The sequence below is a fragment of the Mesorhizobium sp. LNHC252B00 genome (genome assembly GCF_000502955.1).
In the GTDB taxonomy this organism is placed as follows: domain Bacteria; phylum Pseudomonadota; class Alphaproteobacteria; order Rhizobiales; family Rhizobiaceae; genus Mesorhizobium.
Genome location: NZ_AYWO01000009.1, coordinates 119,456 through 141,932 on the forward strand (window position 1 = coordinate 119,456; position 22,477 = coordinate 141,932).

Here is a 22,477-nt window from a genome sequence, read left to right on the forward strand (position 1 = left end):
GCTCTCCGCGCAAGGGATCGGCCAGCCTTGTGGGCAAAGCCGCTACGGCTTTCTGAATACCCCAATCATCGGCCCCAGATTCCAGTAGTCGTCATTGCGGCCGATGGCCGGCGCAAACAGGCTGGATATCGTGCCGTCGAGGAACAGCGCATTGTCGCAGCCGAGCGCGTCGCGGAAAAGACGGGCGAAGGCATGGAAGGTTACCGTGCCGTTCGAAATCGCGAAGACCGCGACGCCATCCCTACGCACGCCGACACCATCGCGGGTTTTTCGCGAGGTGCCGTCGGCCTGGAATTTAGGGTGCAGCTTGCCGTCGATCACCAGCATCGGCCCGGATTGCGTCGCATAGTCAACGGGCGGACGCCTTTTCACAAAATCCTTGGTGGCGCGGACCGCCGCCTTGCCGTCGCGCATGTAGAAAATGCCGTTCGGCTGCAGCGAAAAATTGCCGGTTCCCGACCCGGTCTTCACAGAAGCCATTTCCTGGCCCTGCTCGACATAAAGACCGACCGGCGCGAGGTTCGGATGATACATGCCGGCATTGATGCCAAACAGCATCGTGCGCCCGACCGCCTGCTGCGAGGAACTGAGATTGTGCAGCGACTGAAACGGCTTGCCCGCCGGGTCCTTCCAGAACAATTCGACCTGATATCGTTTCGGATCGACCTCGCACACGAGATAGCTGGTCGCCTCGAAGGCGAAGTCCCGGCATGGCGGCAGCGCGGCAACCCACTGGCCAAACCCCATGCCGAGTGCCGCCACCGACGGCAGCGCGCTCTTGGCCAGCGCCAGCAGCGGCGGCACCGATTGCAGAAGGGTCAAAAAATCCATGCGCGTACCGGAATCCAGATTCGGGGTCCGGTACGGATATAGCCCGTTTCAAGCGAGACTGTGAAAGTGCCCTAAACGAGCCAGCCCATCGCGACGCCCAGCAGCAGGACGACGCCGAGCACGCCGCGATAGATGACGAACGGCCAGGCCGAAAAACGCTCCAGCACACGCATCAGGCCCCAAATGGCGAAGAAGGCGGAGATCGAGGCGACGACCAGCCCGACGGCAAGGACCGACCAGCCATGGGCGTCGAGATGGACCTTGTGCAGTTCCCAAAGCTCCTTGAGGCCGGCGAGCGCAATCGCGGGCAGCCCGAGCAGGAACGAGAAACGCGCCGCCTCGGCCCGCTTGAAGCCGAGCCCCAGTGCCGCGGTCAGGGTCGAACCTGAGCGAGACACGCCCGGAATCAGTGCGCCGATCTGGGCGATGCCGACAAGCAGCGCGTCAGCCAGCGAGGCTTCGTCCACAGTGCGCCGGTGGCGGGCAAGAATCTCGGCCAGCGCCAGCAGGATCGCCATGGCGATGCAGGCCCAGCCGATCACCGTCAGGCTGCGCAGCGGCGAATTACAGGTATTGAGCAGGCCCGACAGCGCCACCCCGGCAATAACGATCGGGATCGTCGCCAGCACGATCCACAGCGCCAGCTTGAAATGCCGGTCAGCGAAATCGCGCCGCGCCAGGGCATCGAGCGAACCAAACAGGATGCCCCTGACGTCACCCCAGAAATAGCTGATCACCGCGGCAAGAGCCGCGAGTTGCATGGCGGCGGAGAAGGCGGAACCCGGATCCTGCCAGCCAAGCACAGCCGGCACGATGCGCATATGGGCGGTTGAGGAAATCGGCAGCAATTCGGTGATGCCTTGCACCACGCCAAGGATCGCCACCTTGGCATAGCCCAGGCCGACGAAGCCCGTGTCCAGGCCTTGAGTGCAGATGTCGACCAATGGCGAATTCCATACATGAGAGATTGGCTGGTGCGGACCGACCGGTCGAGGTTAATCCCGGGCAAGCCTTATAGTCATGGGCCAGATAATCAATTTACGGATTTGTAAGCTGGTGCGTCGGGGTGTGAGCGATTGAAAACCGGCCCAGCTTGGGCCGGCTTTACAGGAAAATCGCAAGGCGATTACGGGCAGAGCCAGAGTTTCTGGCATGCCCTGGCGATCACATGCGCCGGCGGAACGACGGGCTCATCGACGGCAGGCCGGCGAACCCGTTCGAGCAGCATGCGCACCTGTTCGGGGCGCACACGATCGCGCTCCATCACAAGCAGGACCATCGGATCGCTCAAAAGCTCGTCCAGGGTGCTGATGCTGTCGTTCATCCGTCGTCTCCTCGAATGCCGTTACCCGCACCCCATAAATAGGAAGACAAAGATGGCCCGCCAATGACGCTTTGCCGGCTATCTCGTGTTGATTTGGATTAAATTTTGTTCAGCATGCGCCCTCCGTTCCGAAGGAAAAACTAACCTGGCGGCGGCGCGCCTTCGTATTGCGGCAGGCCGTCATCGAGCACCAGCCAGGGCTGCTTCGAGGCCATGAAAATATGCATTTGCGGCTTGAAAACCGTGGGGTCGTCGAGCGAACCGGTGGTGACGCCGATGATGCCCGCGGAATCGCGCCGGGAGAACATCGTCGTGCCGCAGCTCGGGCAAAAGCCGCGCTTGAGGTCCGGCGAGGAGTTTATCGTCGCCAGCGGCCCGTCGACCGTCAAATCGTCGATGCGAAACAGCACGCGTGCGTTGAACGCGGCGCCGATCGCCTTCTGGCACACCCGGCAATGGCAGACGCGTTCGTTGATGGGGGCAGCGTCGGTGCGGTAGCGCACCGCCTTGCACAGGCATCCGCCTTCATATCTTGCCATCGCCCGGATCCGTTGCTGGAGAGAATAAGCCGCGAGCGTAGCGGCGGAGCCGATTGGGTCAATTCAAAAGCTTTGATACAACGTCATCGATTATGGTGATGTGGGTGGGACTGAAGTCATGATGGCATCTTCGGTGGAGTAATCGCGGCTCTGGCGCATGAAAGCGCCGAGCGAAGCGATGGGCGCGTTTGCGCCAATCGCCGGGGCTCTCGACTTATTAGGGCAGCATATCTGATCGACAAACTGGGTGTTCTTGTCGACGTGTCAGTGGCGCTTGGCTTGCACCAGATAGGCCTCGATCTCGGTCTCGCCGAGCCACTTTGCCGCTTCCAGCCGATGCAGGCCCTCGACGAGGATATGGCGCTTGCCGTCATGGCGGACCTGGATCGGTGTCTTCATGCCGTTTTCGAGAATGTCCTCGGCCAGATGGCGGACAGTCTCGGGATGCAGCGTCTTCTTGCGCGCCGTCGGCACGTAGATCTCGTCGACCTTGACCTTTTGCACTCTGAGCATGCCGACCCCCGTGGCGGAAACGCCGCCCTTTGTGGAGATAGTCTCTTTGACCACGGGGGCCAAGGGCGCGGCTAACGAATGCTGGCCCGATCGTTTCCATTTGACGCTGGACCGGCAGATCGCCGAAATGGCGGCCTTCGAACTTCTCCGGTGTTCATGACCCAACTGCCGACCGAGTTCCCCGATTTCGGACTGACGCCCGAGCAGCGCCGGCACGCGGTGCGCGGCCACTATTACGAATGGCCTGGCATGGATGGCGAGCGCGGCGAGATCTGGTGCTACAGCGACCGGTATTCCTATCGCGCCGGCGAAACGGTAGCGCTCCATGTCAGTTCGACGGCCTCGCAGTTCAACATTGAGATCGTCCGAGACGGTGGCTCCAAGACCAAGGTGTTCGAGAAGACGGGTATCGCGGCGCGCAGGCAGGACACGCCCGACCAATGTTCGGTCGAAGGCTGCGGCTGGGACGCCTCGTTCGAATTCCGCGTCGAGGCGGACTGGCCATCCGGCGCCTACCGGGTGACGCTGACCGCCGATGGCCGTGACGGCAAGCCGATCCATTGCCACCATATTTTCATCGTCACGCCCCTGCCCGGAAAGAAGCCCGGCCGTGTGCTGCAGGTGGCGGCGACCGGGACCTGGCTCGCCTACAACACCTGGGGCGGCTCCAACCACTACCAGGGTATCACCGGGCCGGACCGCAACCAGTATTCGCCCATCGTGTCGACGCAGCGCCCCTGGTGCCGCGGCTTCGTCGTGCTGCCGAAAGATGCGCCGCGCGTGCCGCTGGAAGTCGCCGTGCCGCCGAAGACGGTGCCGCGCTATCCGCACATGGAATGGGCGCTCGCCACCGGCCATTCGAAGAAATACGCTTCGTCCGGCTGGGCCAGTTATGACAGCCACTTCTTCCGCTTCGCCGAACGGGCCGGCTATGACGTCGATCTCGCCAGCCAGCACGATCTGCATTTTTCGCCGGAAATTCTCGACGGCTATGACTGCGTTGTCTTTGTCGGCCATGACGAATACTGGACTTGGGAGATGCGTGACGCCGTCGACACCTATGTGACCCGCGGCGGCCATGCGGCGCGTTTTGCCGGCAATTTCATGTGGCAGACGCGGCTGGAGGATGAGGGCCGCCGGCAGGTCTGCTACAAATACCGCGCGCGCGCCGAGGATCCCGTCTATCGCGGCGGTGATGTCACCCGCGCCACCAACTCTTGGGAAGCGCCGGAAATCGGCCGGCCTGGTTCGGCGACCTTCGGGCTCAATGCGACGCGCGGCGTCTATGCCGGCTGGGGCGGTTGCGCGCCGCGCGGCGTGCGCGGCTTTCCGGTCTATCGGCCAGAGCACTGGGCCTTCGCCGGCACTGGTATCTATTATGGCGACCTGCTGGGCGCGGACAGCCATGTCTATGGCTATGAGGTCGACGGGCTCGACTTCGAGATACGCGGCGGCCTGCCCTACCCCACGGCCACCAGCGGCGCGCCCGAAGGCCTGCAGGTTCTCGCCGTCGGCATGGCGTCCCAGGTCGAGGAAAGCGCCGATATACCAATCGAGGACCAGTTCCTCACCGATGAGGATGGTCGCTTCACCGCCGAAACGCTGTTCGGCGAGGCGAGCGACGCCAATCTGGAAAAGGTCAAACGCGGCAACGGCATGATCGTCAATTTCCCGCGCGGCAAGGGCGAGGTGTTCCACGCCGGAAGCTGCGAATGGGTCGCAGGCCTGCTAAGACAGGACCCGATGGTCGAACGCGTCACAAAAAATGTCCTCGATCGTTATCTCGGAAAGTCCTGACATGTCGAAAGCCCAGACCGCCGCTCAAGACACGGAAATCCGTCGAGAATCGCATTTGTTCTATCTGTCCAGCCTGCGCCGGCCGCTGATCGACCGCGCCGAAGGCATCTACATGTGGACGCAGGACGGCCGCCGCTTCATCGACGGATCGAGCGGCCCGATGGTCGCCAATATCGGCCATTCCAACCGCAATGTGCTCGACGCCATGAAGCGGCAGATGGACCGCGCCACCTTTGCCTATCGGCTGCATTTCGAAAACGAGCCGGCGGAAGAGCTGGCGCGGGAACTCGCCGGCAAGCTGCCGGAAGGCATGGACCGTATCTTCTTCGTCTCGGGCGGCTCGGAAGCGACGGAATCCTGCATCAAGCTGGCGCGGCAATGGGCCGTCGCCACCGGCCAGGCCACCCGCTGGAAGGTGATCACCCGCTTTCCCTCCTATCACGGCGGCACGCTGGGTTCGCTGTCGATCACCGGCGACGATGCGCTTGCCGAAACGTTCGAGCCGATGATGCGGGTGATGCCGTCCGTGCCGGCGCCGAACGCCTGGCGCGACCGCGACAACCTTTCTATGGAACAGCGCGGCATCCGCTATGCCGACATGCTGGAGGAGAAGATCCTTGCGGAAGGCCCAGGCAGCGTGGTCGCATTCATCATGGAGCCGATCGGTGGTGCTGCCACCTCAGCCCTGGTGGCGCCGGACAGCTATTATCCGCGCATCCGCGAGATCTGCGACCGCTACGGCATCTTGCTCATCCATGATGAAGTGATGAGCGGCGCCGGCCGCACCGGCAAATTCCTCGGCGGCGATCACTGGAACTGCAAGCCCGACATTGTCGCGCTGTCCAAGGGACTTGGCTCGGGCTATGCGCCGCTTGGCGCATTGGCCGCACCGATGCGGCTGGTGCAGCCGCTGCTTGCCTCCGGCGGCTTCCAGCACGGCCATACCTATGCCGGCAACCCGCTGGCCTGCGCCGCCGGCCTGGCTGTCCTTGGTGAAATGGACCGGCTCGACCTGATCGCCAACGCGGCTGCCATGGGCGACGTGCTGATGGATGGGCTGAAGGCGCTGGCCAAGCGGTTTCCGTTCATCGCCGACGTGCGCGGCAAGGGCCTGCTCACCGGCGCCCAGATGGTCGCCGATCCCGAGACCTTGAAACCGATCGACCAGACCAAGAAGGCCACGGAGAGGCTGCTCGACCTCGCGTATGGGCGCGGGCTGATCATCTATGGCCGCAAGGTCAAGGGCGGCGTCGACAGCGACAATTTCATGGTCGCGCCGCCGATGATCGTCACTAGCCAGCAGGTCGGCGAGATCGTCTCCATCATCGGCGACTCGCTGGAGGTTTTGGCCTCCGAGCTCGACCTGCCGATCGAAGGCCAGGGGTAAAAGAATGGCACCGCGCAAAGTCATCATCACCTGCGCCGTCACCGGCTCGGTGCACACGCCGTCGATGTCGCCCTATCTGCCGGTGACACCGGACCAGATCGCCGCCGACGCGATCGCGGCGGCCGAGGCCGGCGCCTCTATCCTGCATCTGCACGCCCGTGACCCCAGGGATGGCCGCCCGACCGCCGATCCGGACGTCTACATGCAGTTCCTGCCGCGCATCAAGCAGGCGACCGATGCGGTGATCAACATCACCACCGGCGGCTCGTCGCTGATGACCTTGGATCAGCGGCTGGCTGCCCCTTTGCGCGCCGAGCCAGAAATGTGCTCGCTCAACATGGGTTCGATGAATTTCGCGCTGTTTCCCATGCTCGACAAGCCACGGGAATGGCAGCACGAGTGGGAACCGAAGCTGCTGGAAGCGACGCGGGACACAATCTTCAAGAACACCTTCGCCGACATGGAAGGCGTGCTGGAAAGGCTGGGCAAGGGCTGTGGCACGCGCTTCGAATTCGAATGTTACGACGTCGGCCATCTCTATTCGCTGGCGCATTTCCGCGACCGCGGCCTGGTGTCGGGACCGCTGTTCATCCAGTTCGTGCTGGGCGTATTGGGCGGCATCGGCGCCGATCCCGACAATCTCGTCCATATGAAGCGGATCGCCGACAAATTGTTCGGCGATAGCTACCAGTTCTCGGTGCTGGCCGCCGGCCGTCAGCAGATGCCGCTGATCTCGATCGCCGCGGCGATGGGCGGCAATGTCCGTGTCGGCCTGGAAGACAGTCTCTATGACGGCCGTCAGCTGGCGAAATCCAATGCCGATCAAGTGCGCCGCATCCGCGGCATTCTCGATGGGCTGTCGCTGGAGGTCGCCACACCCGCCGAAGCGCGCGATATGCTGGCGCTGAAGGGTGGCGATCGGGTGGCGTTTTGAGATGGTAGCGTCCAGTCCCGCCCCCCTCTGTCCTGCCGGACATCTCCCCCTCAAGGGGGGAGATTGGCTGTCACAACGGCTTTCGCAAATCTCCAACGTCAGGGGATGGGTGGCAAGGCCAAAGCTGCCAATCTCCCCCCTTGAGGGGGAGATGTCCGGCAGGACAGAGGGGGGCGCCTGGGCGCCCTGCCTGTCGTGAGCAAACCATCAGAAGTCCGCCTTCGCCCCGGCCGCGTGGAGGACGTCGATATCATCCATGCATCGATCCTGAAACTTGGGACCCACATCGGGGCACCGGAAGAGATCATCTCCACGCCAGACGACCTACGCACCTACGGCTTTGGCGAAAAACCCGCCTTTTCGACCCTGATCGCCGAAGTCGGCGGCGAGTTCGCCGGTCTCTGCCTATATTTCCCGATCTTTTCGACCTGGATGGGGAGGCCTGGTGTCTATGTGCAGGACCTCTATGTCGAGGACCGTTTTCGCGGCCGCAAGATCGGCGAGCGGCTGCTGCGGCACGTTGCAGCGCAGTGCCGGAAAGACGGCGGCGCCTATCTCCGTTTGTCCGTCGACACCGATAATGAGGGTGCCAAGTCCTTTTATGAAAGGCTTGGCATCGCCTGGTCGAGCTACGAGCAGACGCAGAAGATCACCGGCGAGGCCTTTTTCGCCTTCGCCGATGCGACCGAAAATGGGGAGCAGGAATGAAAACTTTCTATGCCGAGGAACAGAAGCGCCACGACCCCAAGGCCTTTCTTTCGAGCGGTGCGGCGCAGCCCAATCCGGAACAGCCGGACCGCGTTGAGAGGTTATTAGCCGGCGCAAAAGCAGCCGGGTGCGAGATCGTGCGGCCGCGCAATCACGGGCTCGGACCGGTCGCGGCGGTGCATACACCGGAATATCTGGATTTCCTCGAGCACATCTACGCGCGCTGGCAGCGCATCGACGGCGCGTCTGCTGAAGTGATCCCCAACATCCACCCGATCGCGCGCAACGGCTCCTATCCGGCCTCGGCGGTCGGCCAGGCCGGCTACCACATGGCCGACACCGCTTGCCCAATCTCGGGCGAGACATGGCAGAGCGCGCTGTGGAGCGCCTGGAGCGCAGTCGAAGCCGCCGAGGCGGTGATGTCAGGCGCATCAGCCGCCTACGCGCTGTGCCGCCCGCCCGGCCACCATGCCTTTGCCGATGTCGCCGGCGGCTTCTGTTTCATCAACAACTCGGCCGTCGCCGCGCAGGTTTTACGCAGGACGGCTTCGCGCGTCGCAATCCTCGATGTCGACCTGCACCACGGCAACGGCACGCAAGGCATCTTCTATGCACGGCCCGATGTTCTCACCGTCTCGCTGCATGCCGATCCGGTGCGCTTCTATCCGTTCTTCTGGGGCCACGCCGACGAGCGCGGCGAAGGGGCTGGCCTTGGCTACAATTTCAACCTGCCGCTGCCGCGCAAATCCACTGATGCGGCGTTTCTCCAAGCGCTTGAGGTGGCATTCCAGCGCATCCGTGCCTTTTCGCCCGACGCGCTGGTCGTGGCACTCGGCCTCGACGCGTTCGAGGGCGACCCGTTCGGCGGACTTTCTGTGACGACACCGGGCTTCGCGCGCATCGGCGAGGCCATTGCCAAGCTCGGCCTATCAACGGTGATCGTCCAGGAGGGCGGTTATCTCTGCGACGAACTCGGCGACAATCTCACCGCCTTCCTCACCGGCTTCGGCGGCAAGTCGCGGTGATCTCACCCTGACCACGCGTCAGGGTCGCTGCTGCCTGAGCATGGCGATGACCCGGTGTACGCTCTCCAGCGTCTCTTCGATTTCGGCCGCCGTATTGTAGTGGGCAATGCCGATGCGCACGACACCTTGCTCGGCCGGAATGCCGAGCTGGTGGACGATCTCCCAGGCATAGTTGTGGCCGGACCACAGGAAGATATTTTCGGCGTTCATCTGCCGCACGATCGTCTCCGGCACGATGCCGTCGACGGTGAAGGAGACGGTCGGCACGCGCTCGCCAATCCGCTTCGGATCGGTGATGCCGTGGATGGTCAGACCCTCGATATCGGACAGACCTTCGATCAAGCGTTGCGCCAGCGGGTTTTCGTAGGCGATCGAGACTTCAAATGCCTTGGCGATCTTCTGCCTTCGCGATCCACCCTCGCCCGATACCGCGCCAAGGTCGGCAAAGTAGTCAACCGCGGCCGTGAGACCGGCCATCAACTCGATTTGCGGCGTGCCCAGTTCGAACCGCTCCGGCAGCCCATTCGACGAGCAGCGGCATTTGTAAGGTTTCAGGCCATCGATGACGTCGCGCCGCCCCCACAAAATGCCCATGTGCGGACCGAAGAACTTATAGGCCGAGCAGATCAGGAAATCGCAGCCAAGCTCCTGCACGTCGATCAGGCCATGCGGCGCGAACTGGACGGCGTCGACATAGACCAGAGCACCAGCATTCCTGGCGATGGCCGTCAGCGCCTTCACGCGATTGATGGAACCGGTCAGGTTGCTGGCATAGTTCAAGGCGACCAATCGCGTCCTGTCTGAAAGCAGGCTAGCCAGCGTTGCCTCTTCGACCTGCCAGCTCTTTTCGTCGAATGGCAGCCAGCGCACGACAAGGCCAAGGTCCTCGGCCAATTGCAGCCATGGCGAGACATTGCCCTCATGGTCCATGCGGGTGAGGATGATCTCGTCGCCGGGCTGCATCGCGCGGCCGAGCGTGCGCGACATGTGATAGGTCAGCGTCGTCATGTTGGCGCCGATGATGATTTCCTCGGGGCTCGCCGCACCGAGGAAATCGGCCATCGCCTGATGCGCGTCGTCGACGACAGCTTGCGCGGCAATCGTCGTTTCGAAATAGCCGCCAAGGTTGGCGTTGGTGGCCAAGAGACAGCGCGACACGGCATCCGCTACTGCCTGTGGCACCTGCGTGCCGGCAGGGTTGTCGAGATAGATGCGGCGACGGCCCTTGTCGGTCAGGGACAGCGCCGGAAATCGTTCGCGGACCAACTCTATCGGAAAATTCATTGTCGCCCGCTCCCTTGGAATTATCGAGTATTCGGCCACATCCAATTCCGTTCAGGGACAGGGATTGCCGACGTGCTGGTGGATCGCATCCACCGCCTTCTGCATCTCTTCGGTCCAGACGATTTCCACGGAAGACAGCGCCATCTCGAGCTGCGAAAGGGTCGTCGCGCCGACGATGTTGGAGGTAACGAAGGGCCGGCTCGAGACATAGGCATTGGCGAACAGTGCTGGCTCCAGCCCAAAGGATCGCGCGAGCTGATTGTATTCGAGCTGTGCTTCGGCGGCTCCTGGCGTCTCATAGCGCTGGCCGCGATTGAATAGCTGCGAGCGCGACCCTTGTGGGCGAGCGCCATGGTCGTATTTGCCGGTCAGATAGCCCTGCGCCAACGGCGAATAGGGGAGCAACGATACCTGCTCGCGTTCGCAGACCTCGGCGAGGTTCACCTCGAAAGTGCGGTTGACGAGATTGTAGGCGTTCTGGATCGACGCAACGCGCGGGCCGATCCCTTTGTCAGCCTCGGCAAGGAAACGCATCACGCCCCAGGAACTCTCGTTCGACAGGCCGAAATGGCGGATCTTTCCCGCCTTCACCAGATCGTCGAACACGGCGAGCGTCTCGGCGATGGGTGTTTCGTCGGCCGGAGCGCCGACAGAATCGGCGCGCGGCGATACGGCGCCGACACGCGTCGGATTGGCGCCCCAAGGGATGTCCCGTTCCGGCCAATGGATCTGGTAGAGGTCGATATAGTCGGTGCCGAGCTTGGCCAGCGATTTGTCGATCGCGTCAAAGATATCGGTGCGCACCAGTTGCGACGGCCTGTCGCCGCGAAACCACCGGTTGGCCGTACGGCCGACGACCTTGGAGGCAAGGATCACCTTGTCGCGGTTGCGGTTGGCCTTCATCCAGCTGCCGATGATCTTTTCGGTCCACCCTTGCGTCTCCGCCTTGGGCGGGATCGGGTAAAGCTCGGCGGTGTCGATGAAATTGACGCCGCGCGAGAAGGCCAGGTCCATCTGCGCATGGCCTTCGGCCTCGGTGTTCTGCTGGCCCCAAGTCATGGAGCCCAGGCAGATCTGGGTAACAAGAAGATCGGTCCGACCGAGACGGCGTTTGTGCATGGAAATCTGCTCCGGAGGAAAAGGGTGCGGCAGCGCGGGGAGGAAGTCCCATCCTACGGAAAGCAGAGGCACTCTCCAAGCCTCGCCAGACCGACTTTTGCGTGAACCAGCAGCGTTCAGCGGCGAGCGGCGGCCACCGCGCGCCGCTTGGCCTCATCGATCAGCATATTGGCGACCTGCATGCGGATCATGGCGCGCTGGCGCAGATGCGGGGCGACACGGTCCGGATGATTGGCAAAGGCAAAACTGCGGCGCATACGGCTGAAATCGGCGATTTGCTTGGGCTGATCGAGACCAAGTTCGACGGAGATGGATTCCGGATCGATCGGCGGCAACACCTCCTCGGGCTTTGGCTCTTCGCCAGCCAGAGCCAGCTTCGCATGATCGAGCAAGGCGGCGAATTCGGTCGCCAGATCGGCGCCGGCCTCGCGATATTCGGTGGCGGAAACCTTGATGCGGCCGGAATGGAGTTCATCGGCCACCGAGAGATAATCGAACGGAATGGATGGACGGGCGCGGGCCTCGTCGCCCCCAATTCCGTCGCCCTTGTCGGAAGCGACGAAGAGGTCGTCGAGCAACGAAGCGAAATCACGCTTGGTGCCAGTGCCGATGTCAGCCTCCTCCTTGCCCGACTGTGCAAGCTTCAGAGCATATAACCGGCTCGTTAAAATTGCATGCCGTCGATCTTAACGAATTTAGCCGTTGCGCGGCTGCGCCGCTTCAACTCCTCAACCCCAGAATGAAAAGCCGGACCGCACTTTCATGCGGTCCGGAATTCGCCAGGAGTGGCGAGGAAAAACCGGCCATGTAGCCAGCATTCGAGGCTACGATGCGCGTCTGCCAAAAGTTTCGGTCGGTTCAGGAAATGGCGAAAAAATCGCCAAGACATGGCAGGCATGCAAATGCTGCACTGCACAATCGTCGCGATTCAGCTATACTAGTGGCCGTGGAGGACCAATTAGGGGCTTGAATCATGAGTTTCTTCACTGAAATGTTCGCCCGGCCGCGGCCGCAGGAGCATCTGAGATACCGTTCGGCGCTCGCACTGCTCGATGCGATGAGCAATGCCGACCGCGCCGACATCGGTATCAAGCCGGCCGATTTCCCCCGCATCGCCCGCGAAATGTCCGTTCGCTAAACGTATCGAGCCGCGAGATGTCCCGGATCGGTCCGGGACTTCTCGAAGACATCGATCCGTTAGCGCGATCCCAGGAACGTCGCCTTGCCCAGCGGCACGCCGTTGTGGCGAAGAATGTCGTAAGCCGTGGTGAGGTGGAAATAGAAGTTGGGCATGGCCACATGCAGCAGATACTGCAGGCCCGGCATCGAGCTTTCGCGCCCGCCAAGCTTCAATTCGATTATCTTGTCGTCCGAGCCGTCGAATTCGGCCGCCGAAAATGTCGCCAGAAGCTCCAGGGTCTTCGTGATGCGCGCCTGGACATCGGCGAAACTCACCTCGTTGTCCTCGTACCTGGGCACCTCGCGCCCGGCGAGCCGTGACGGCGCGCCCTTGGCATGGTCGGTGGCGATCTGCACCTGCCGGGTCAAAGCATACATGTCGGGCGCCAACCGCGACGTCAAAAATACCTGCGGGTCGATCTTGCGGTCAATCGCATTCTGTTCGGCGGCCGCAAGCACATTGGAAAGTGCTTTCAGCCTGGCCGAAAACACAGGCACGGATGCCTCATACATCGATATTGCCACGTCAAATCTCCTGTCCGGCCGAACGCCGGCGGATGCGACGTAGCGCCTTCGCGCACGATTCTTCAAGACCGCCGAACCAGCGTCACCACGTTGCCGCAATCGCCATGGAATCTCCCATCGAGCGGAGATACCCGATGAGACGCGCCCTTTTCGCAGCGACTGCCTTGCTCGCCCTTGCCCCGATCGGCCAGACGGCCCTGGCCGCCGAAGGTGCACCGGAAACGCCCTATGTCGACGATCGGTCGAGCGCCGACGCGGTGGTCCGCTCGCTCTACAGCGCCATCAACCGACATGAATTCGCCCGCGCCTGGGGCTATTTCGGGGATACCAAGCCGGCTAAGGATTTCGACAGTTTCGTCAAGGGCTATGACGGCACCGACAAAGTCGAGGTCGAGACCGGGGCCGTATCGAACGAGGGCGCCGCCGGCAGCATTTTCTACAACGTCCCCGTCGCCATCCGCGCCACCGACAAGAGCGGCGGCGAGAAGGTCTTTGCCGGCTGCTATACGCTGCGCCAGGTGAATGCCCAAATTCAGGCCGCGCCGCCCTTCGATCCGATCCACATCGAAAAAGGCGCGCTTAAACCCTCCACCGCCGATTTCGAAGAGGCCTTGCCGCCAAGCTGCGGCGACGGGCCGCCGCCGCCGAAGAAGGACACAGCACTGGAACAGGCCAAGAAGGCCTTTCTGGCGACGTATGGCGACCAATGCGACAAGCAGTTCCTGGCCGACGAGCCGGAGGTCTTTTCGATCAAGTACAAGGACAAGAATGCGCAGCCCGGCGATCCTGACAAGGAAGCGCGGCTGTTTCATTTTTCGTGTTCGGCCGCCGCTTACAATGAAAATTCGGTCTACTACATGACCGACGAGCTTTCGGCGGTGCAGCAATTGCAGTTCGCCGAACCGGAGACCGATATCCGCTACGAGAACAACGACAGTGAAGGCAAGCTGTTGAGCGTGACCGTGGTCGGCTTCCACACCACGGGATGGGCCACCAATTCCGACTATGACCCGGACGCCCATACGATCACCACTTTCAACAAATGGCGCGGCATCGGCGATGCCTCCGACTCCGGCACGTATTTGTTCCGCAACGGTGATTTTTCGCTGGTCCAGTACGACGTCGATGCATCCTACGACGGCGAGGAAAATCCGCAGACGGTTGTCGACTACAACACCGCGCCGTAGGGAAGACTCGATCAAGAACGCCGCGTTCGACCCGTCCTCCGCATTCACCTTCTCGTTTCGGGCCGCGAACGCATCGGCCGAAAGAAGGCGCGAATGTCCTGGACCAGAAGATTCGGTTCCTCCAGCGCAGCGAAATGGCCGCCGCGCGGCATCGGCGTCCATCGCTGCACGTCGAAGACCCTCGCCACCCAGGAGCGCGGCGGCATTGGCAACTCGCGGGGGAAAAGCGCTACCCCAAGAGGCGGCGAAACGCGTTCCTGCGCCTTGAACGCAAGAGGGGAGAGCCGATTCTCCTTGTAGAGCCGCAAGGACGAGGTGAGCGCATTGGTGAACCAGTAGAGAGAAACGTCTGTAAGGAGCGCGTCCATGCCAAAGGCGCGTTCCACGTCACCGTCGCAATCGCTCCAGGAACGGAACTTCTCGATCATCCAGGCTGCGAGGCCGATCGGCGAGTCAATCAGCGCATAAGCGAGCGTCTGAGGCTTCGTGCCCTGCAGATGGGCATAGGCACCCTCTGTTGCCGCCCAAGCCGCAGCCTTGTCCAGAAAGGCCTGTTCCTCAACGGTGACAGGCGGCTGATCTGCACCCAAGGGTGGCCGATAGCTCCCGGGAATGTAATTAACGTGGACGCCAAGCACGTTTTCAGGAAGGAGCCGTGCCATCCAGGCGGAGACGCCCGCGCCGATGTCGCCGCCCTGGCAAGCGAAGCGCTCATAGCCGAGCCCGCACATCAACTGCACCCATAGCTCCGCGATGCGCCCGGAGTGGAAGCCGGGTGCCGTCGGCGCCTGCGAGAAGCCGTATCCGGGCAACGAGGGAACCACGACGTGGAAAGCGTCGGCCGGGTCACCACCATGGGCGGATGGATCCGTCAGCAATGGAATGATGTGTTCCATTTCGATGAAGGAACCGGGCCAGCCATGCGTGATGATCAGCGGCAGCGGCGCCGGTCCGGTGCCTAGCTGGTGGACAAAATGGACATCCAGATTGTTCACCCTAGCCAGATATTGCGGCAGCCGGTTCAGCCGCGCCTCTTGCGCTCTCCAGTCGAAGCGATCTCGCCAGTAATCCGCAAGGCGCTCCATGAACGGCAGGTCGGCCCCGTCGTTCCAGCCTGTCTCGATTAGCGGAACTGGCCATCGCGTTGCGTGAAGACGGTCCTGGAGATCCTCAAGTTGTTCGTTCGGAATCTGGATATTGAAGGGACGAGTGTCCATCGCCGTGCTTCCGAGTTGTTGGATCATGTCAGTCTACACCGGCAAGTGGATATCGGCCGAGCCATGATCGCCAAACCCACTGCACTTTGGCCGATATGCATCAAGGCGCCTTCGACAGCATCCAGTTGAGCGTGCCGCGCCAGTCGGTCATGCGGATCGGGGTGCCATGGGTGCCGGTCTCGAAACGGACGAAGCGGGTCGGATAGGCTTTCGATCTGGCGACGATCGAGCGGAAGAACGCTTCCTGCTTTTCCACGGGGAAAACCACGTCATTGCTGCCCTGGCCGAAGAAGACCGGGACGTGACGCTTGAAGGCGGGGCTTGCCAGGAAACTCTCGTCCCATAGCGAGCCGAGCAGCAGCAGCCCGTTGATGCGCCGGCCGGTATCGTTGCGGGCGGCAAGCTTCCAGCACAGGGCGCCGCCCATCGAGCCACAGGCGACGAAGATCTTCGCGGCTGGCGATTGTTCCGCATAGTGATTGATCAGGGCCGCCACCTGCGCGGCGCCGGTGTCACCGAAATCGGAAAAATCCGGGCTGAGGTAAAGGCCGCCATTGCCGGCCATCAGGTTCTTGAGTCGGTTGAAATTGCCGCCGAAGGTGAAGTCGTCGACGCCTTGCTTGCGGCTGCCGCCCTGCCCATGCAGATAAAGCACGATGATGCCGGCGCCCTCGGTCTTGCCGACGGCAATATGCCTGACATCGCCGGCATCGGTCTTCAAGAGCAGATCCTGCTGCACCTTGCGAACGCCGATGTCTGTGTATTGGGCGTTCACCCGGCGCTCCGGCACCTGGTCACGCTGGTTGATGTCGCGCATCTCGCGATAGTCCAGAACCGTGTAGGCGCCGTTGGTATCGGACGAGAGCGTGGCCGGATAGGCGAAGAGGTCGTCCTTGAAGGGTTTTAGAGATAATGTGTCGGCGTGGGCCGCCGAAGAAAACAAGAAAAGCATTGTTGTAAGGAAAGCGCGGCACGCCCCCCTCTGGCATGCGTAATTCGGCTCGGGTTTGTCAATCCTGCAGCACGCCGCCGGCGCTTTCCAGCGCCNATGTGTCGGCGTGGGCCGCCGAAGAAAACAAGAAAAGCATTGTTGTAAGGAAAGCGCGGCACGCCCCCCTCTGGCCTGCCGGCCATCTCCCCCTCAAGGGGGGAGATTGGATGCGCTTTCGGTTTTCGCCAATCTCCAAAGTTGCAGATCGAGCACCATCGGCGAAACTGCCGATCTCCCCCCTTGAGGGGGAGATGGCCGGCAGGCCAGAGGGGGGTAAAAGCGCCAACATGGAAGATGAAGTCATCCCTCTGGCATGCGTAATTCGGCTCGGGTTTGTCAATCCTGCAGCACGCCGCCGGCGCTTTCCAGCGCCTCGCGGGTGTCGACATCGACAGACGCCGCCGCACCGATCTCGACATCGATGACATCGAGCCCTTCGGTCTCGACCAGATGGCGTGCGCCGGTGTCGCCTTCCAGATGGGCGATCGCCGGAAACAGCGAACGCGGCAAAAGCACCGGGTTGCCGCGCTTGCCATTATGTGTAGCGCGAACCACCGAATTGCCGCCGGCCTTGCGGAAGGCGTCGATCAACCTGTCGAGATCGTCGGACGCGACTCCCGGCATGTCGCCGAGAACGATCATCACACCGGCGGAGCTCTCGGGCAGATAGGCAATGCCGGCCTTCAGCGAGGTGGACAGGCCCTCGGCAAAATCGGGATTGTCGGCGAAGGTCACGTCGAGGCCCGCCAGAGCGGCGCGCACCCGCTCGCGCTGATGGCCGGTGACGACAATCGTGCCGGAAGCCTTCGAGCCGAGCGCCCGCTCGGCGGTGCGTTGCACCAGCGGCTTGCCGTCGAACAACGCCAGCAGCTTGTTGGGTCCGCCCATGCGGCTCGACCGACCAGCCGCCAGCAGCACGATGCCGACCTTGAGCTGGCTTTTCGCCGGCAGCGGTTCGCGCGGCTGCGGGCGTGTCGGGATCTCCATCAGCAGCCCGCCGACCCCCATGCCGGCAATATCCTTGGCAGTCACGTCAAGGCCGGCGATCAACCGATCCAGAACCCAGTCGAAGCCGTTCTCCTTGGGACTGCGGGCGCAACCGGGCGCGCCGATGACGCGCTTGCCGTCGAGCGTGCCGAGCACCAGCAGATTGCCGGGATCGACCGGCATGCCCGCGCGGATGACAGTCCCACCTGCCCTCTCGATGGCCGCCGGAACCACGTCGGCGAAATCGCTCATCGCCGAGGCGCCGAAGATCACCACCATGTCGTTGTCTCGCGCCAGCGAGGCCGTGGCTTCCGCCACCGGTGCGATCTCATGCGGCGTACGATGCTCCGCCGTCAGCCTGCCGCCCGTGCGCGCCAGCCGCGCTTCGGTAACGCGCAGCGTCTTGTCCAGCACACTTGGCTTGATGCCCGGCAGAACCGTCTGGATGACGCCGACACGCACCGGCTGGTAGGCATTGACGACAAAGATCTCGCCACCGGCGCAGATTTTTGTCGCAGCATCGACCAGGGCCGAACTGACCGCGAAGGGAATGATCTTCACCGTCGCGATCATCTGGCCTTTCTCGACCGGCGCATGCTGCGCCAGCGTGGCGATGGTGATGGCCGGATCGATGGCATTGAGGGCGTCAACCATCGCGGCATCGACCGTGAAGATACCCGACGCGTTGGCATGGAGATTGACCCGCCCGGTCGCGGCCGACCTGACCTCGATGCCGCGAAAGGCCATACCCTCGGAGATCGCCTGCGCGGCGGCATCCTCGCTGAGGTCGTCGGCAGCCAGCACAGCCGCAACGACCTCAGAAATACCGGCGGCCCGCAACAGCGCCACGTCTTCGGCGCTCAGCCTGTGCGCCTTGCGGAAGCGCCGTTCACCAGCGGTGGTGGCATGCGCCAGCACCGCGCCTTCAGCCGCCTCGATCGGGATAGGCCCGAATTTCACGCCGCCGCGCCCGTAGAGCGCCGCGCGTCCTTTTGGACGCGCAAAGGACGCTCTGCTATTTTGAATCTACGCATCGTGCTTTTCCAAAATCGATTTCGATTTTGGGGCCGATGCGGAGGCATCGAGACCACGCGAGCGAAAGGCGTGGATCGCTTGCGCCAGCACCGCAACCGCGATCTCAGCCGGACTGGCAGCACCAATATCGAGCCCGATCGGCGCGTGAATACGAGCGATCTGATCGGCGGTTGCGCCGAGCGCCAGCAGGCGTTCGACACGCTTGGCATGCGTCTTCCTGCTGCCGAGCGCTCCGACATAGAAGCAGTTCGCATCCAGCGCCGCCTTCAGCGCGAAATCATCGATCTTCGGGTCATGGGTGACGGCGGCAAGTGCGCTGTAGCTGTCGAGCGGCTGGCGCTTCAGAACATCCTCCGGCCATTCGGCATGGAGCGCCACGTCGGGAAAGCGGTCCGGCGTGGCGAAAGCGGTGCGGGGGTCGATGATCTCCACGGGGTAACCGGCGATTTTCGCCATCGGCGCCAGCGCCTGGCTGATGTGAACCGCGCCGATTACCAGGAGACGCGGCTGTGGCAGATGTGCATTGAGAAAGAAGGTTCGTCCTTCGGCCTCGACCGAACCGGAACTCCCGGTGCGGAACGCTTTTGCGATTGCGGCTCCAAGATCGCCGGCGACCTGATCGCCCTCGCGCACGATGCGGTCGCGGCCGTCACCGAGATCGGTGACAAGAATCGCGGCGCGACGGGCGCGTCGTTCGGCGTTAAGCGTCTTCAGCGCATAGGGATCCATTCGAGATCAGCCCAGTCTTTCCACATAGACCTTGATGCGGCCGCCGCAGGACAGGCCGACCTGCCAGGCGGTTTCGTCGGCAACACCGAACTCCAGCATCCTGGCCTTGCCGCTGTCGATGACGTCGATGGCCTCGGTCACCACCGCGCCTTCGACGCATCCGCCCGAAACCGAGCCGTGGAAATTGCCGTCTGCGTCGATGACCAGATGGCTGCCCACAGGTCGGGGCGCGGAACCCCAGGTCTCGACCACTGTCGCGATGGCCACGTCCTTGCCGTCGTTCATCCAGCCTTCCGCGATGATCAAGGGGTCACGGGCTTCATCCAGATAAATGCTGTTTTCCATGATCGTTTCTCTGAGAGTCTGTTTTTCCGGATATATGGCTATGCGGCACGTCTCGCGCCAACTTCCATCCATTGGCGCGGGTCGACCGACTGTGCCGACTTCTTGTCCAGCGATGCGCAGAGGTCGGCGAGCGCATCGAGATTGTGCACCGAGCGGAACTCGTCGACATGCGGCAGCATCGCCTTGACGCCGCGGGCGCGCGCCTGGAAGCCGTCGAAACGCAGCAACGGGTTCAGCCAGATCAGCCGCCGGCAGGATTTGTGCAGGCGCTCCATTTCCTCCGACAGGCCGGCGACATCGTCGCGCTCCAGCCCGTCGGTGATCAAAAGCACGACCGCACCCTGCCCCAGCACGCGGCGCGACCATATCAGGTTGAACTCGGACAGCGTGTCGCCAATGCGGGTGCCGCCCGACCAGTCCCTGACCGCAGTCGAACAATCGGCAAGGGCGGCATCGGGGTCGCGATGGCGCATCTGACGGGTCAGGTTGGTCAGCCGGGTGCCGAAAACGAACGTGTGCACGCGCCGGCGTTTTTCCGTCAGCGCATGCAGGAAATGCAGGAAGATGCGCGTGTACTGGCTCATCGAGCCGGAAATGTCGGCCAGCACAACCAGCGGCGGATGAACTTCGCGAGCTGAGCGGAATTTCGGCAGGATCAGTTCGCCGCCGGTGCGCGCGGCTGAACGCATCATGGCGCGCGGATCGACGCGGCGACCCTGCGCGTCGGCTTTGAAGCGCCGCGTTCGCACCATGTCGAAAGGCAGCCGCAGCTGCGCGATCGCCTTCTTTGCGTCGGCCATCTCGGTCGCGTTCATCTGGGCAAAATCCTTGCCTCGCAGCACCTCGTTGCCGGAAAAAGTGAACCGGGCGTCGACCTCGATCTCAGGGATTTCCTGGGCTGGCTGGTTCTTCTGGTGGCCTTCGAACATCGCCTGGCTGACGCGGTTCTCGGCTGCGCGGGGCTTCTGCTTTTCCCTGTTGTCAGGCGCCACCGGCGAAAACATCGCCAGCATCTTTTCGATCAGTTCACGCGATTTCCAGAACAGCCGGAAGGCTTCGTCGAAAATGGCGTGATCCTCATGCCTGGACACCAGCACGGCGTGCAGCGTCCAGTAGAAATCGTCACGCGAGCCGATGCCAGCGACGAGAACCGCCTCGATGGCATCCTTGACCGAGGCGGGCCCGACCCGCATGCCGGCCTTGCGCAGAGTGCGGGCGAAATAAACGATATTGTCGGCGATCCGCCCGTCGGCCTTCGCTTCTTTCGGCTCCTGGATCGGCATCGCCTACTCCGCCGCCGAAAGCTCGGCCTTCACCTCGTTGAGGATGCGCCGGCCTTCGCCCTGTTCGATGCGGGCAATGTCGTCCTGGTATTTCAACAGCACGCCGATCGTGTCGGATACGGTTTCAGGATCGAGCGCCACCTTGTCGAGCTCGGTGAGCGCGCCGGCCCAGTCGATGGTTTCGGCGACACCCGGCACCTTGAACAGCTCGATCTGGCGCAGCTTCTGGATGAAGGAGACCACTTCAGCCGAAAGCCGCTGGTTGGCCTGCGGCACCTTGCGGCGCACGATCTCCAGCTCGCGCTCGGCATTGGGATAGTCGACCCAGTGATAGAGGCAGCGCCGCTTCAGCGCATCGTGGATCTCGCGGGTGCGGTTGGTCGTGATGATGACGATCGGCGGCTCGTCCGCCTTGATGGTGCCGAGTTCAGGCACCGTGACCTGGAAGTCGGAGAGGATTTCGAGCAGGAAGGCTTCGAAGGCCTCGTCGGTGCGGTCGAGTTCGTCGATCAGGAAGACCGGGGCTGCCCCCGTCTTGCCGGTCAGTGCATCGAGCACCGGGCGGCGGATCAGGTATTTTTCGGAGAAGACATTGCGCTCCATGGCGGAGCGCTCGACCTTGCCGACCGCCTCCTCCATGCGGATCTCGATCATCTGCGCGGCGTAGTTCCACTCATAGACGGCGGACGAGACGTCGAGGCCTTCATAGCACTGCAGGCGGATCAGCCGACGGCCGAGCGCCTGCGCCAACACCTTGGCGATTTCGGTCTTACCGACGCCGGCCTCGCCCTCGAGGAACAGCGGCCGCTTCATGCGCAACGACAGGAACAGCACGGTCGCCAGCGACCGATCCGCCACATAATCCGCGCCGGTCAGGAGATCGAGCGTCTCGTCGATCGTCCGCGGCGCGGCGCGCGGTTTCAGCTCGGTCATTCTTTCTCCGTGAACGCCGGCGCTCCGCTTTCCAGAACGTGGTAGCCGCGGGCGTGGTAGATCAGCGGCCGCAAATTATCGCCCATCCGCAGGCCTGTCACCTTGCCAAAAAGCACACGATGAGTGGCCAGGTCCTTGGTGTCGATCAATTCGCAGTCGAACACGGCGAGCGCGCCCTTCAGAGTTGGCGCGCCGGTGGAGATCACGTCCCATTCGCCAAGCGCGAAGCGCTCCTCGACCGGCAGGCCGGTGATGCCGGAAAAGCCGATCGACAGCGGCTCCTGATGCGAGGCCAGCGTGTTCAAGGCAAATTTGCCGTTTTTCACGAACGGCTCATTCTTGGGATTTTCACGGTTGAGACAGACCAGAATGGTCGGCGGTGTATCCGACACGGAACAGGCCGCGATCACCGTGGCGCCGCGCTTGCCGGCCGGCCCATCGGTGGTGACAACATGGACGTGGCCGGCAAAATGGCTCATGGCGTCGCGGTAGGCCTGCGGCCCAATTTCGTTCTTCTTCAGCACCGTATGTTTTCCATGGTCAGGATCCTACCGACATATATGGCCATACATAGCCTGCCACAAGCGAAGTGCTTGAGCCATATC

At 62.6% G+C, this 22,477-nt stretch carries 24 protein-coding genes; 7 read left to right on the top strand and 17 right to left on the bottom strand.

All coding sequences use genetic code 11. From position 1 onward, the window contains the following. Positions 1-42: 42 nt before the first annotated feature. The 5 genes from X744_RS155890 to X744_RS155870 all read right to left on the bottom strand — a co-directional run bounded on the left by X744_RS155890 (position 43) and on the right by X744_RS155870 (position 3,207). Positions 43-831, bottom strand: coding sequence for a phosphodiester glycosidase family protein (locus X744_RS155890; protein ID WP_023759483.1), 789 nt, complete (start codon positions 829-831; stop codon positions 43-45). A 71-nt stretch (positions 832-902) separates the two neighbouring features. Beyond that, positions 903-1,775: an undecaprenyl-diphosphatase UppP gene (gene uppP / locus X744_RS155885; protein WP_023759484.1), complete on the bottom strand. Its 873-nt coding sequence runs from the start codon at positions 1,773-1,775 to the stop codon at positions 903-905. 182 nt (positions 1,776-1,957) lie between these two features. Further along, positions 1,958-2,155, bottom strand: coding sequence for a hypothetical protein (locus tag X744_RS155880; protein ID WP_023759485.1), 198 nt, complete (start codon positions 2,153-2,155; stop codon positions 1,958-1,960). A gap of 140 nt (positions 2,156-2,295) precedes the next feature. Then, the gene (locus X744_RS155875) at positions 2,296-2,694 is read right to left on the bottom strand and encodes a GFA family protein (RefSeq protein WP_023759486.1); all 399 of its coding nucleotides are present in this window, start codon (positions 2,692-2,694) and stop codon (positions 2,296-2,298) included. A gap of 264 nt (positions 2,695-2,958) precedes the next feature. After that, positions 2,959-3,207 carry a ParB N-terminal domain-containing protein gene (locus tag X744_RS155870; protein ID WP_013532091.1) on the bottom strand — a complete coding sequence of 83 codons (249 nt, stop codon included), beginning with the start codon at positions 3,205-3,207 and terminating at the stop codon, positions 2,959-2,961. Between the two features lie 156 nt (positions 3,208-3,363). Here X744_RS155870 and X744_RS155865 point away from each other — a divergent pair, with 156 nt between their 5' ends. From X744_RS155865 to X744_RS155845, 5 genes are all read left to right on the top strand, one after another. Continuing rightward, a complete protein-coding gene (locus tag X744_RS155865; protein ID WP_023759488.1) occupies positions 3,364-5,004 on the top strand; it encodes a N,N-dimethylformamidase beta subunit family domain-containing protein in 1,641 nt (546 codons plus the stop codon). Between the two features lies 1 nt (position 5,005). Beyond that, positions 5,006-6,391: an aspartate aminotransferase family protein gene (locus X744_RS155860; RefSeq protein WP_023759489.1), complete on the top strand. Its 1,386-nt coding sequence runs from the start codon at positions 5,006-5,008 to the stop codon at positions 6,389-6,391. Positions 6,392-6,395: 4 nt separating this feature from the next. Then, positions 6,396-7,325, top strand: a complete 930-nt coding sequence (locus X744_RS155855; RefSeq protein ID WP_023759490.1) for a 3-keto-5-aminohexanoate cleavage protein — start codon at positions 6,396-6,398, stop codon at positions 7,323-7,325. Between the two features lie 195 nt (positions 7,326-7,520). Further along, a complete protein-coding gene (locus tag X744_RS155850) occupies positions 7,521-8,033 on the top strand; it encodes a GNAT family N-acetyltransferase (RefSeq protein ID WP_031260252.1) in 513 nt (170 codons plus the stop codon). Continuing rightward, positions 8,030-9,058 (top strand): histone deacetylase family protein, encoded by a 1,029-nt coding sequence (locus X744_RS155845; protein ID WP_023759492.1) that lies wholly within the window; start codon positions 8,030-8,032, stop codon positions 9,056-9,058. Before X744_RS155850 ends, X744_RS155845 begins: the two co-directional genes overlap by 4 nt. An 18-nt stretch (positions 9,059-9,076) precedes the next feature. Here the strand turns inward: X744_RS155845 and X744_RS155840 are convergent, their stop codons facing one another. The 3 genes from X744_RS155840 to X744_RS155830 form a co-directional block, all read right to left on the bottom strand. Next, positions 9,077-10,342 (bottom strand): cysteine desulfurase-like protein, encoded by a 1,266-nt coding sequence (locus tag X744_RS155840; RefSeq protein WP_023759493.1) that lies wholly within the window; start codon positions 10,340-10,342, stop codon positions 9,077-9,079. A 51-nt stretch (positions 10,343-10,393) separates the two neighbouring features. Beyond that, complete coding sequence (locus tag X744_RS155835) at positions 10,394-11,461, bottom strand: aldo/keto reductase (protein WP_023759494.1); 1,068 nt, start codon at positions 11,459-11,461, stop codon at positions 10,394-10,396. 116 nt (positions 11,462-11,577) lie between these two features. Then, positions 11,578-12,039 (bottom strand): hypothetical protein, encoded by a 462-nt coding sequence (locus X744_RS155830; RefSeq protein ID WP_023759495.1) that lies wholly within the window; start codon positions 12,037-12,039, stop codon positions 11,578-11,580. Positions 12,040-12,434: 395 nt separating this feature from the next. Between X744_RS155830 and X744_RS1000000172045 the strand changes: the two genes are divergently transcribed. Continuing rightward, positions 12,435-12,599, top strand: coding sequence for a DUF1127 domain-containing protein (locus X744_RS1000000172045; protein WP_023759496.1), 165 nt, complete (start codon positions 12,435-12,437; stop codon positions 12,597-12,599). A 59-nt stretch (positions 12,600-12,658) separates the two neighbouring features. Here X744_RS1000000172045 and X744_RS155825 read toward each other — a convergent pair whose 3' ends face one another. Next, on the bottom strand, positions 12,659-13,165 hold the full coding sequence (locus tag X744_RS155825) for a DUF1993 family protein (protein WP_023759497.1): 507 nt from the start codon (positions 13,163-13,165) through the stop codon (positions 12,659-12,661). 134 nt (positions 13,166-13,299) lie between these two features. On the opposite strand from X744_RS155825, the gene X744_RS155820 reads away from it, so the two are divergent. Continuing rightward, positions 13,300-14,352, top strand: a complete 1,053-nt coding sequence (locus tag X744_RS155820) for a DUF1176 domain-containing protein (protein ID WP_023759498.1) — start codon at positions 13,300-13,302, stop codon at positions 14,350-14,352. Between the two features lie 44 nt (positions 14,353-14,396). On the opposite strand, the gene X744_RS155815 is transcribed toward X744_RS155820, so the two are convergent. The 8 genes from X744_RS155815 to X744_RS155780 form a co-directional block, all read right to left on the bottom strand. Beyond that, entirely contained in the window at positions 14,397-15,569 is a 1,173-nt protein-coding gene (locus X744_RS155815; protein ID WP_023759499.1) for an epoxide hydrolase family protein, read from the bottom strand. Between the two features lie 100 nt (positions 15,570-15,669). Continuing rightward, positions 15,670-16,521: a phospholipase gene (locus X744_RS155810; RefSeq protein ID WP_023759500.1), complete on the bottom strand. Its 852-nt coding sequence runs from the start codon at positions 16,519-16,521 to the stop codon at positions 15,670-15,672. Between the two features lie 375 nt (positions 16,522-16,896). Beyond that, positions 16,897-18,507: a molybdopterin-binding/glycosyltransferase family 2 protein gene (locus X744_RS155805; RefSeq protein WP_023759501.1), complete on the bottom strand. Its 1,611-nt coding sequence runs from the start codon at positions 18,505-18,507 to the stop codon at positions 16,897-16,899. 66 nt (positions 18,508-18,573) lie between these two features. Beyond that, positions 18,574-19,311 carry an XdhC family protein gene (locus X744_RS155800; protein ID WP_023759502.1) on the bottom strand — a complete coding sequence of 246 codons (738 nt, stop codon included), beginning with the start codon at positions 19,309-19,311 and terminating at the stop codon, positions 18,574-18,576. A 6-nt stretch (positions 19,312-19,317) separates the two neighbouring features. Further along, on the bottom strand, positions 19,318-19,656 hold the full coding sequence (locus tag X744_RS155795) for an XdhC family protein (RefSeq protein WP_023759503.1): 339 nt from the start codon (positions 19,654-19,656) through the stop codon (positions 19,318-19,320). A 38-nt stretch (positions 19,657-19,694) separates the two neighbouring features. Then, complete coding sequence (locus tag X744_RS155790) at positions 19,695-20,939, bottom strand: VWA domain-containing protein (RefSeq protein ID WP_023759504.1); 1,245 nt, start codon at positions 20,937-20,939, stop codon at positions 19,695-19,697. Positions 20,940-20,942: 3 nt separating this feature from the next. Further along, positions 20,943-21,872, bottom strand: a complete 930-nt coding sequence (locus X744_RS155785) for a MoxR family ATPase (RefSeq protein ID WP_023759505.1) — start codon at positions 21,870-21,872, stop codon at positions 20,943-20,945. Beyond that, positions 21,869-22,396, bottom strand: coding sequence for a flavin reductase (locus X744_RS155780; protein ID WP_023759506.1), 528 nt, complete (start codon positions 22,394-22,396; stop codon positions 21,869-21,871). The genes X744_RS155785 and X744_RS155780 overlap by 4 nt, the downstream gene beginning before the upstream one ends. Positions 22,397-22,477: the final 81 nt, after the last annotated feature.

Excerpts from the sequence above, each read along its gene's own strand:
- X744_RS155890 (WP_023759483.1), bottom strand. The coding sequence starts at position 831 with ATGGATTTTTTGACCCTTCTGCAATCGGTGCCGCCGCTGCTGGCGCTG.
- X744_RS155880 (WP_023759485.1), bottom strand. The coding sequence starts at position 2,155 with ATGAACGACAGCATCAGCACCCTGGACGAGCTTTTGAGCGATCCGATG.
- X744_RS155875 (WP_023759486.1), bottom strand. The coding sequence starts at position 2,694 with ATGGCAAGATATGAAGGCGGATGCCTGTGCAAGGCGGTGCGCTACCGC.
- X744_RS155870 (WP_013532091.1), bottom strand. The coding sequence starts at position 3,207 with ATGCTCAGAGTGCAAAAGGTCAAGGTCGACGAGATCTACGTGCCGACG.
- X744_RS155865 (WP_023759488.1), top strand. The coding sequence starts at position 3,364 with ATGACCCAACTGCCGACCGAGTTCCCCGATTTCGGACTGACGCCCGAG.
- X744_RS155860 (WP_023759489.1), top strand. The coding sequence starts at position 5,006 with ATGTCGAAAGCCCAGACCGCCGCTCAAGACACGGAAATCCGTCGAGAA.
- X744_RS155855 (WP_023759490.1), top strand. The coding sequence starts at position 6,396 with ATGGCACCGCGCAAAGTCATCATCACCTGCGCCGTCACCGGCTCGGTG.
- X744_RS155845 (WP_023759492.1), top strand. The coding sequence starts at position 8,030 with ATGAAAACTTTCTATGCCGAGGAACAGAAGCGCCACGACCCCAAGGCC.
- X744_RS155840 (WP_023759493.1), bottom strand. The coding sequence starts at position 10,342 with ATGAATTTTCCGATAGAGTTGGTCCGCGAACGATTTCCGGCGCTGTCC.
- X744_RS155835 (WP_023759494.1), bottom strand. The coding sequence starts at position 11,461 with ATGCACAAACGCCGTCTCGGTCGGACCGATCTTCTTGTTACCCAGATC.
- X744_RS1000000172045 (WP_023759496.1), top strand. The coding sequence starts at position 12,435 with ATGAGTTTCTTCACTGAAATGTTCGCCCGGCCGCGGCCGCAGGAGCAT.
- X744_RS155820 (WP_023759498.1), top strand. The coding sequence starts at position 13,300 with ATGAGACGCGCCCTTTTCGCAGCGACTGCCTTGCTCGCCCTTGCCCCG.
- X744_RS155815 (WP_023759499.1), bottom strand. The coding sequence starts at position 15,569 with ATGGACACTCGTCCCTTCAATATCCAGATTCCGAACGAACAACTTGAG.
- X744_RS155810 (WP_023759500.1), bottom strand. The coding sequence starts at position 16,521 with ATGCTTTTCTTGTTTTCTTCGGCGGCCCACGCCGACACATTATCTCTA.
- X744_RS155800 (WP_023759502.1), bottom strand. The coding sequence starts at position 19,311 with ATGGATCCCTATGCGCTGAAGACGCTTAACGCCGAACGACGCGCCCGT.
- X744_RS155795 (WP_023759503.1), bottom strand. The coding sequence starts at position 19,656 with ATGGAAAACAGCATTTATCTGGATGAAGCCCGTGACCCCTTGATCATC.
- X744_RS155790 (WP_023759504.1), bottom strand. The coding sequence starts at position 20,939 with ATGCCGATCCAGGAGCCGAAAGAAGCGAAGGCCGACGGGCGGATCGCC.
- X744_RS155785 (WP_023759505.1), bottom strand. The coding sequence starts at position 21,872 with ATGACCGAGCTGAAACCGCGCGCCGCGCCGCGGACGATCGACGAGACG.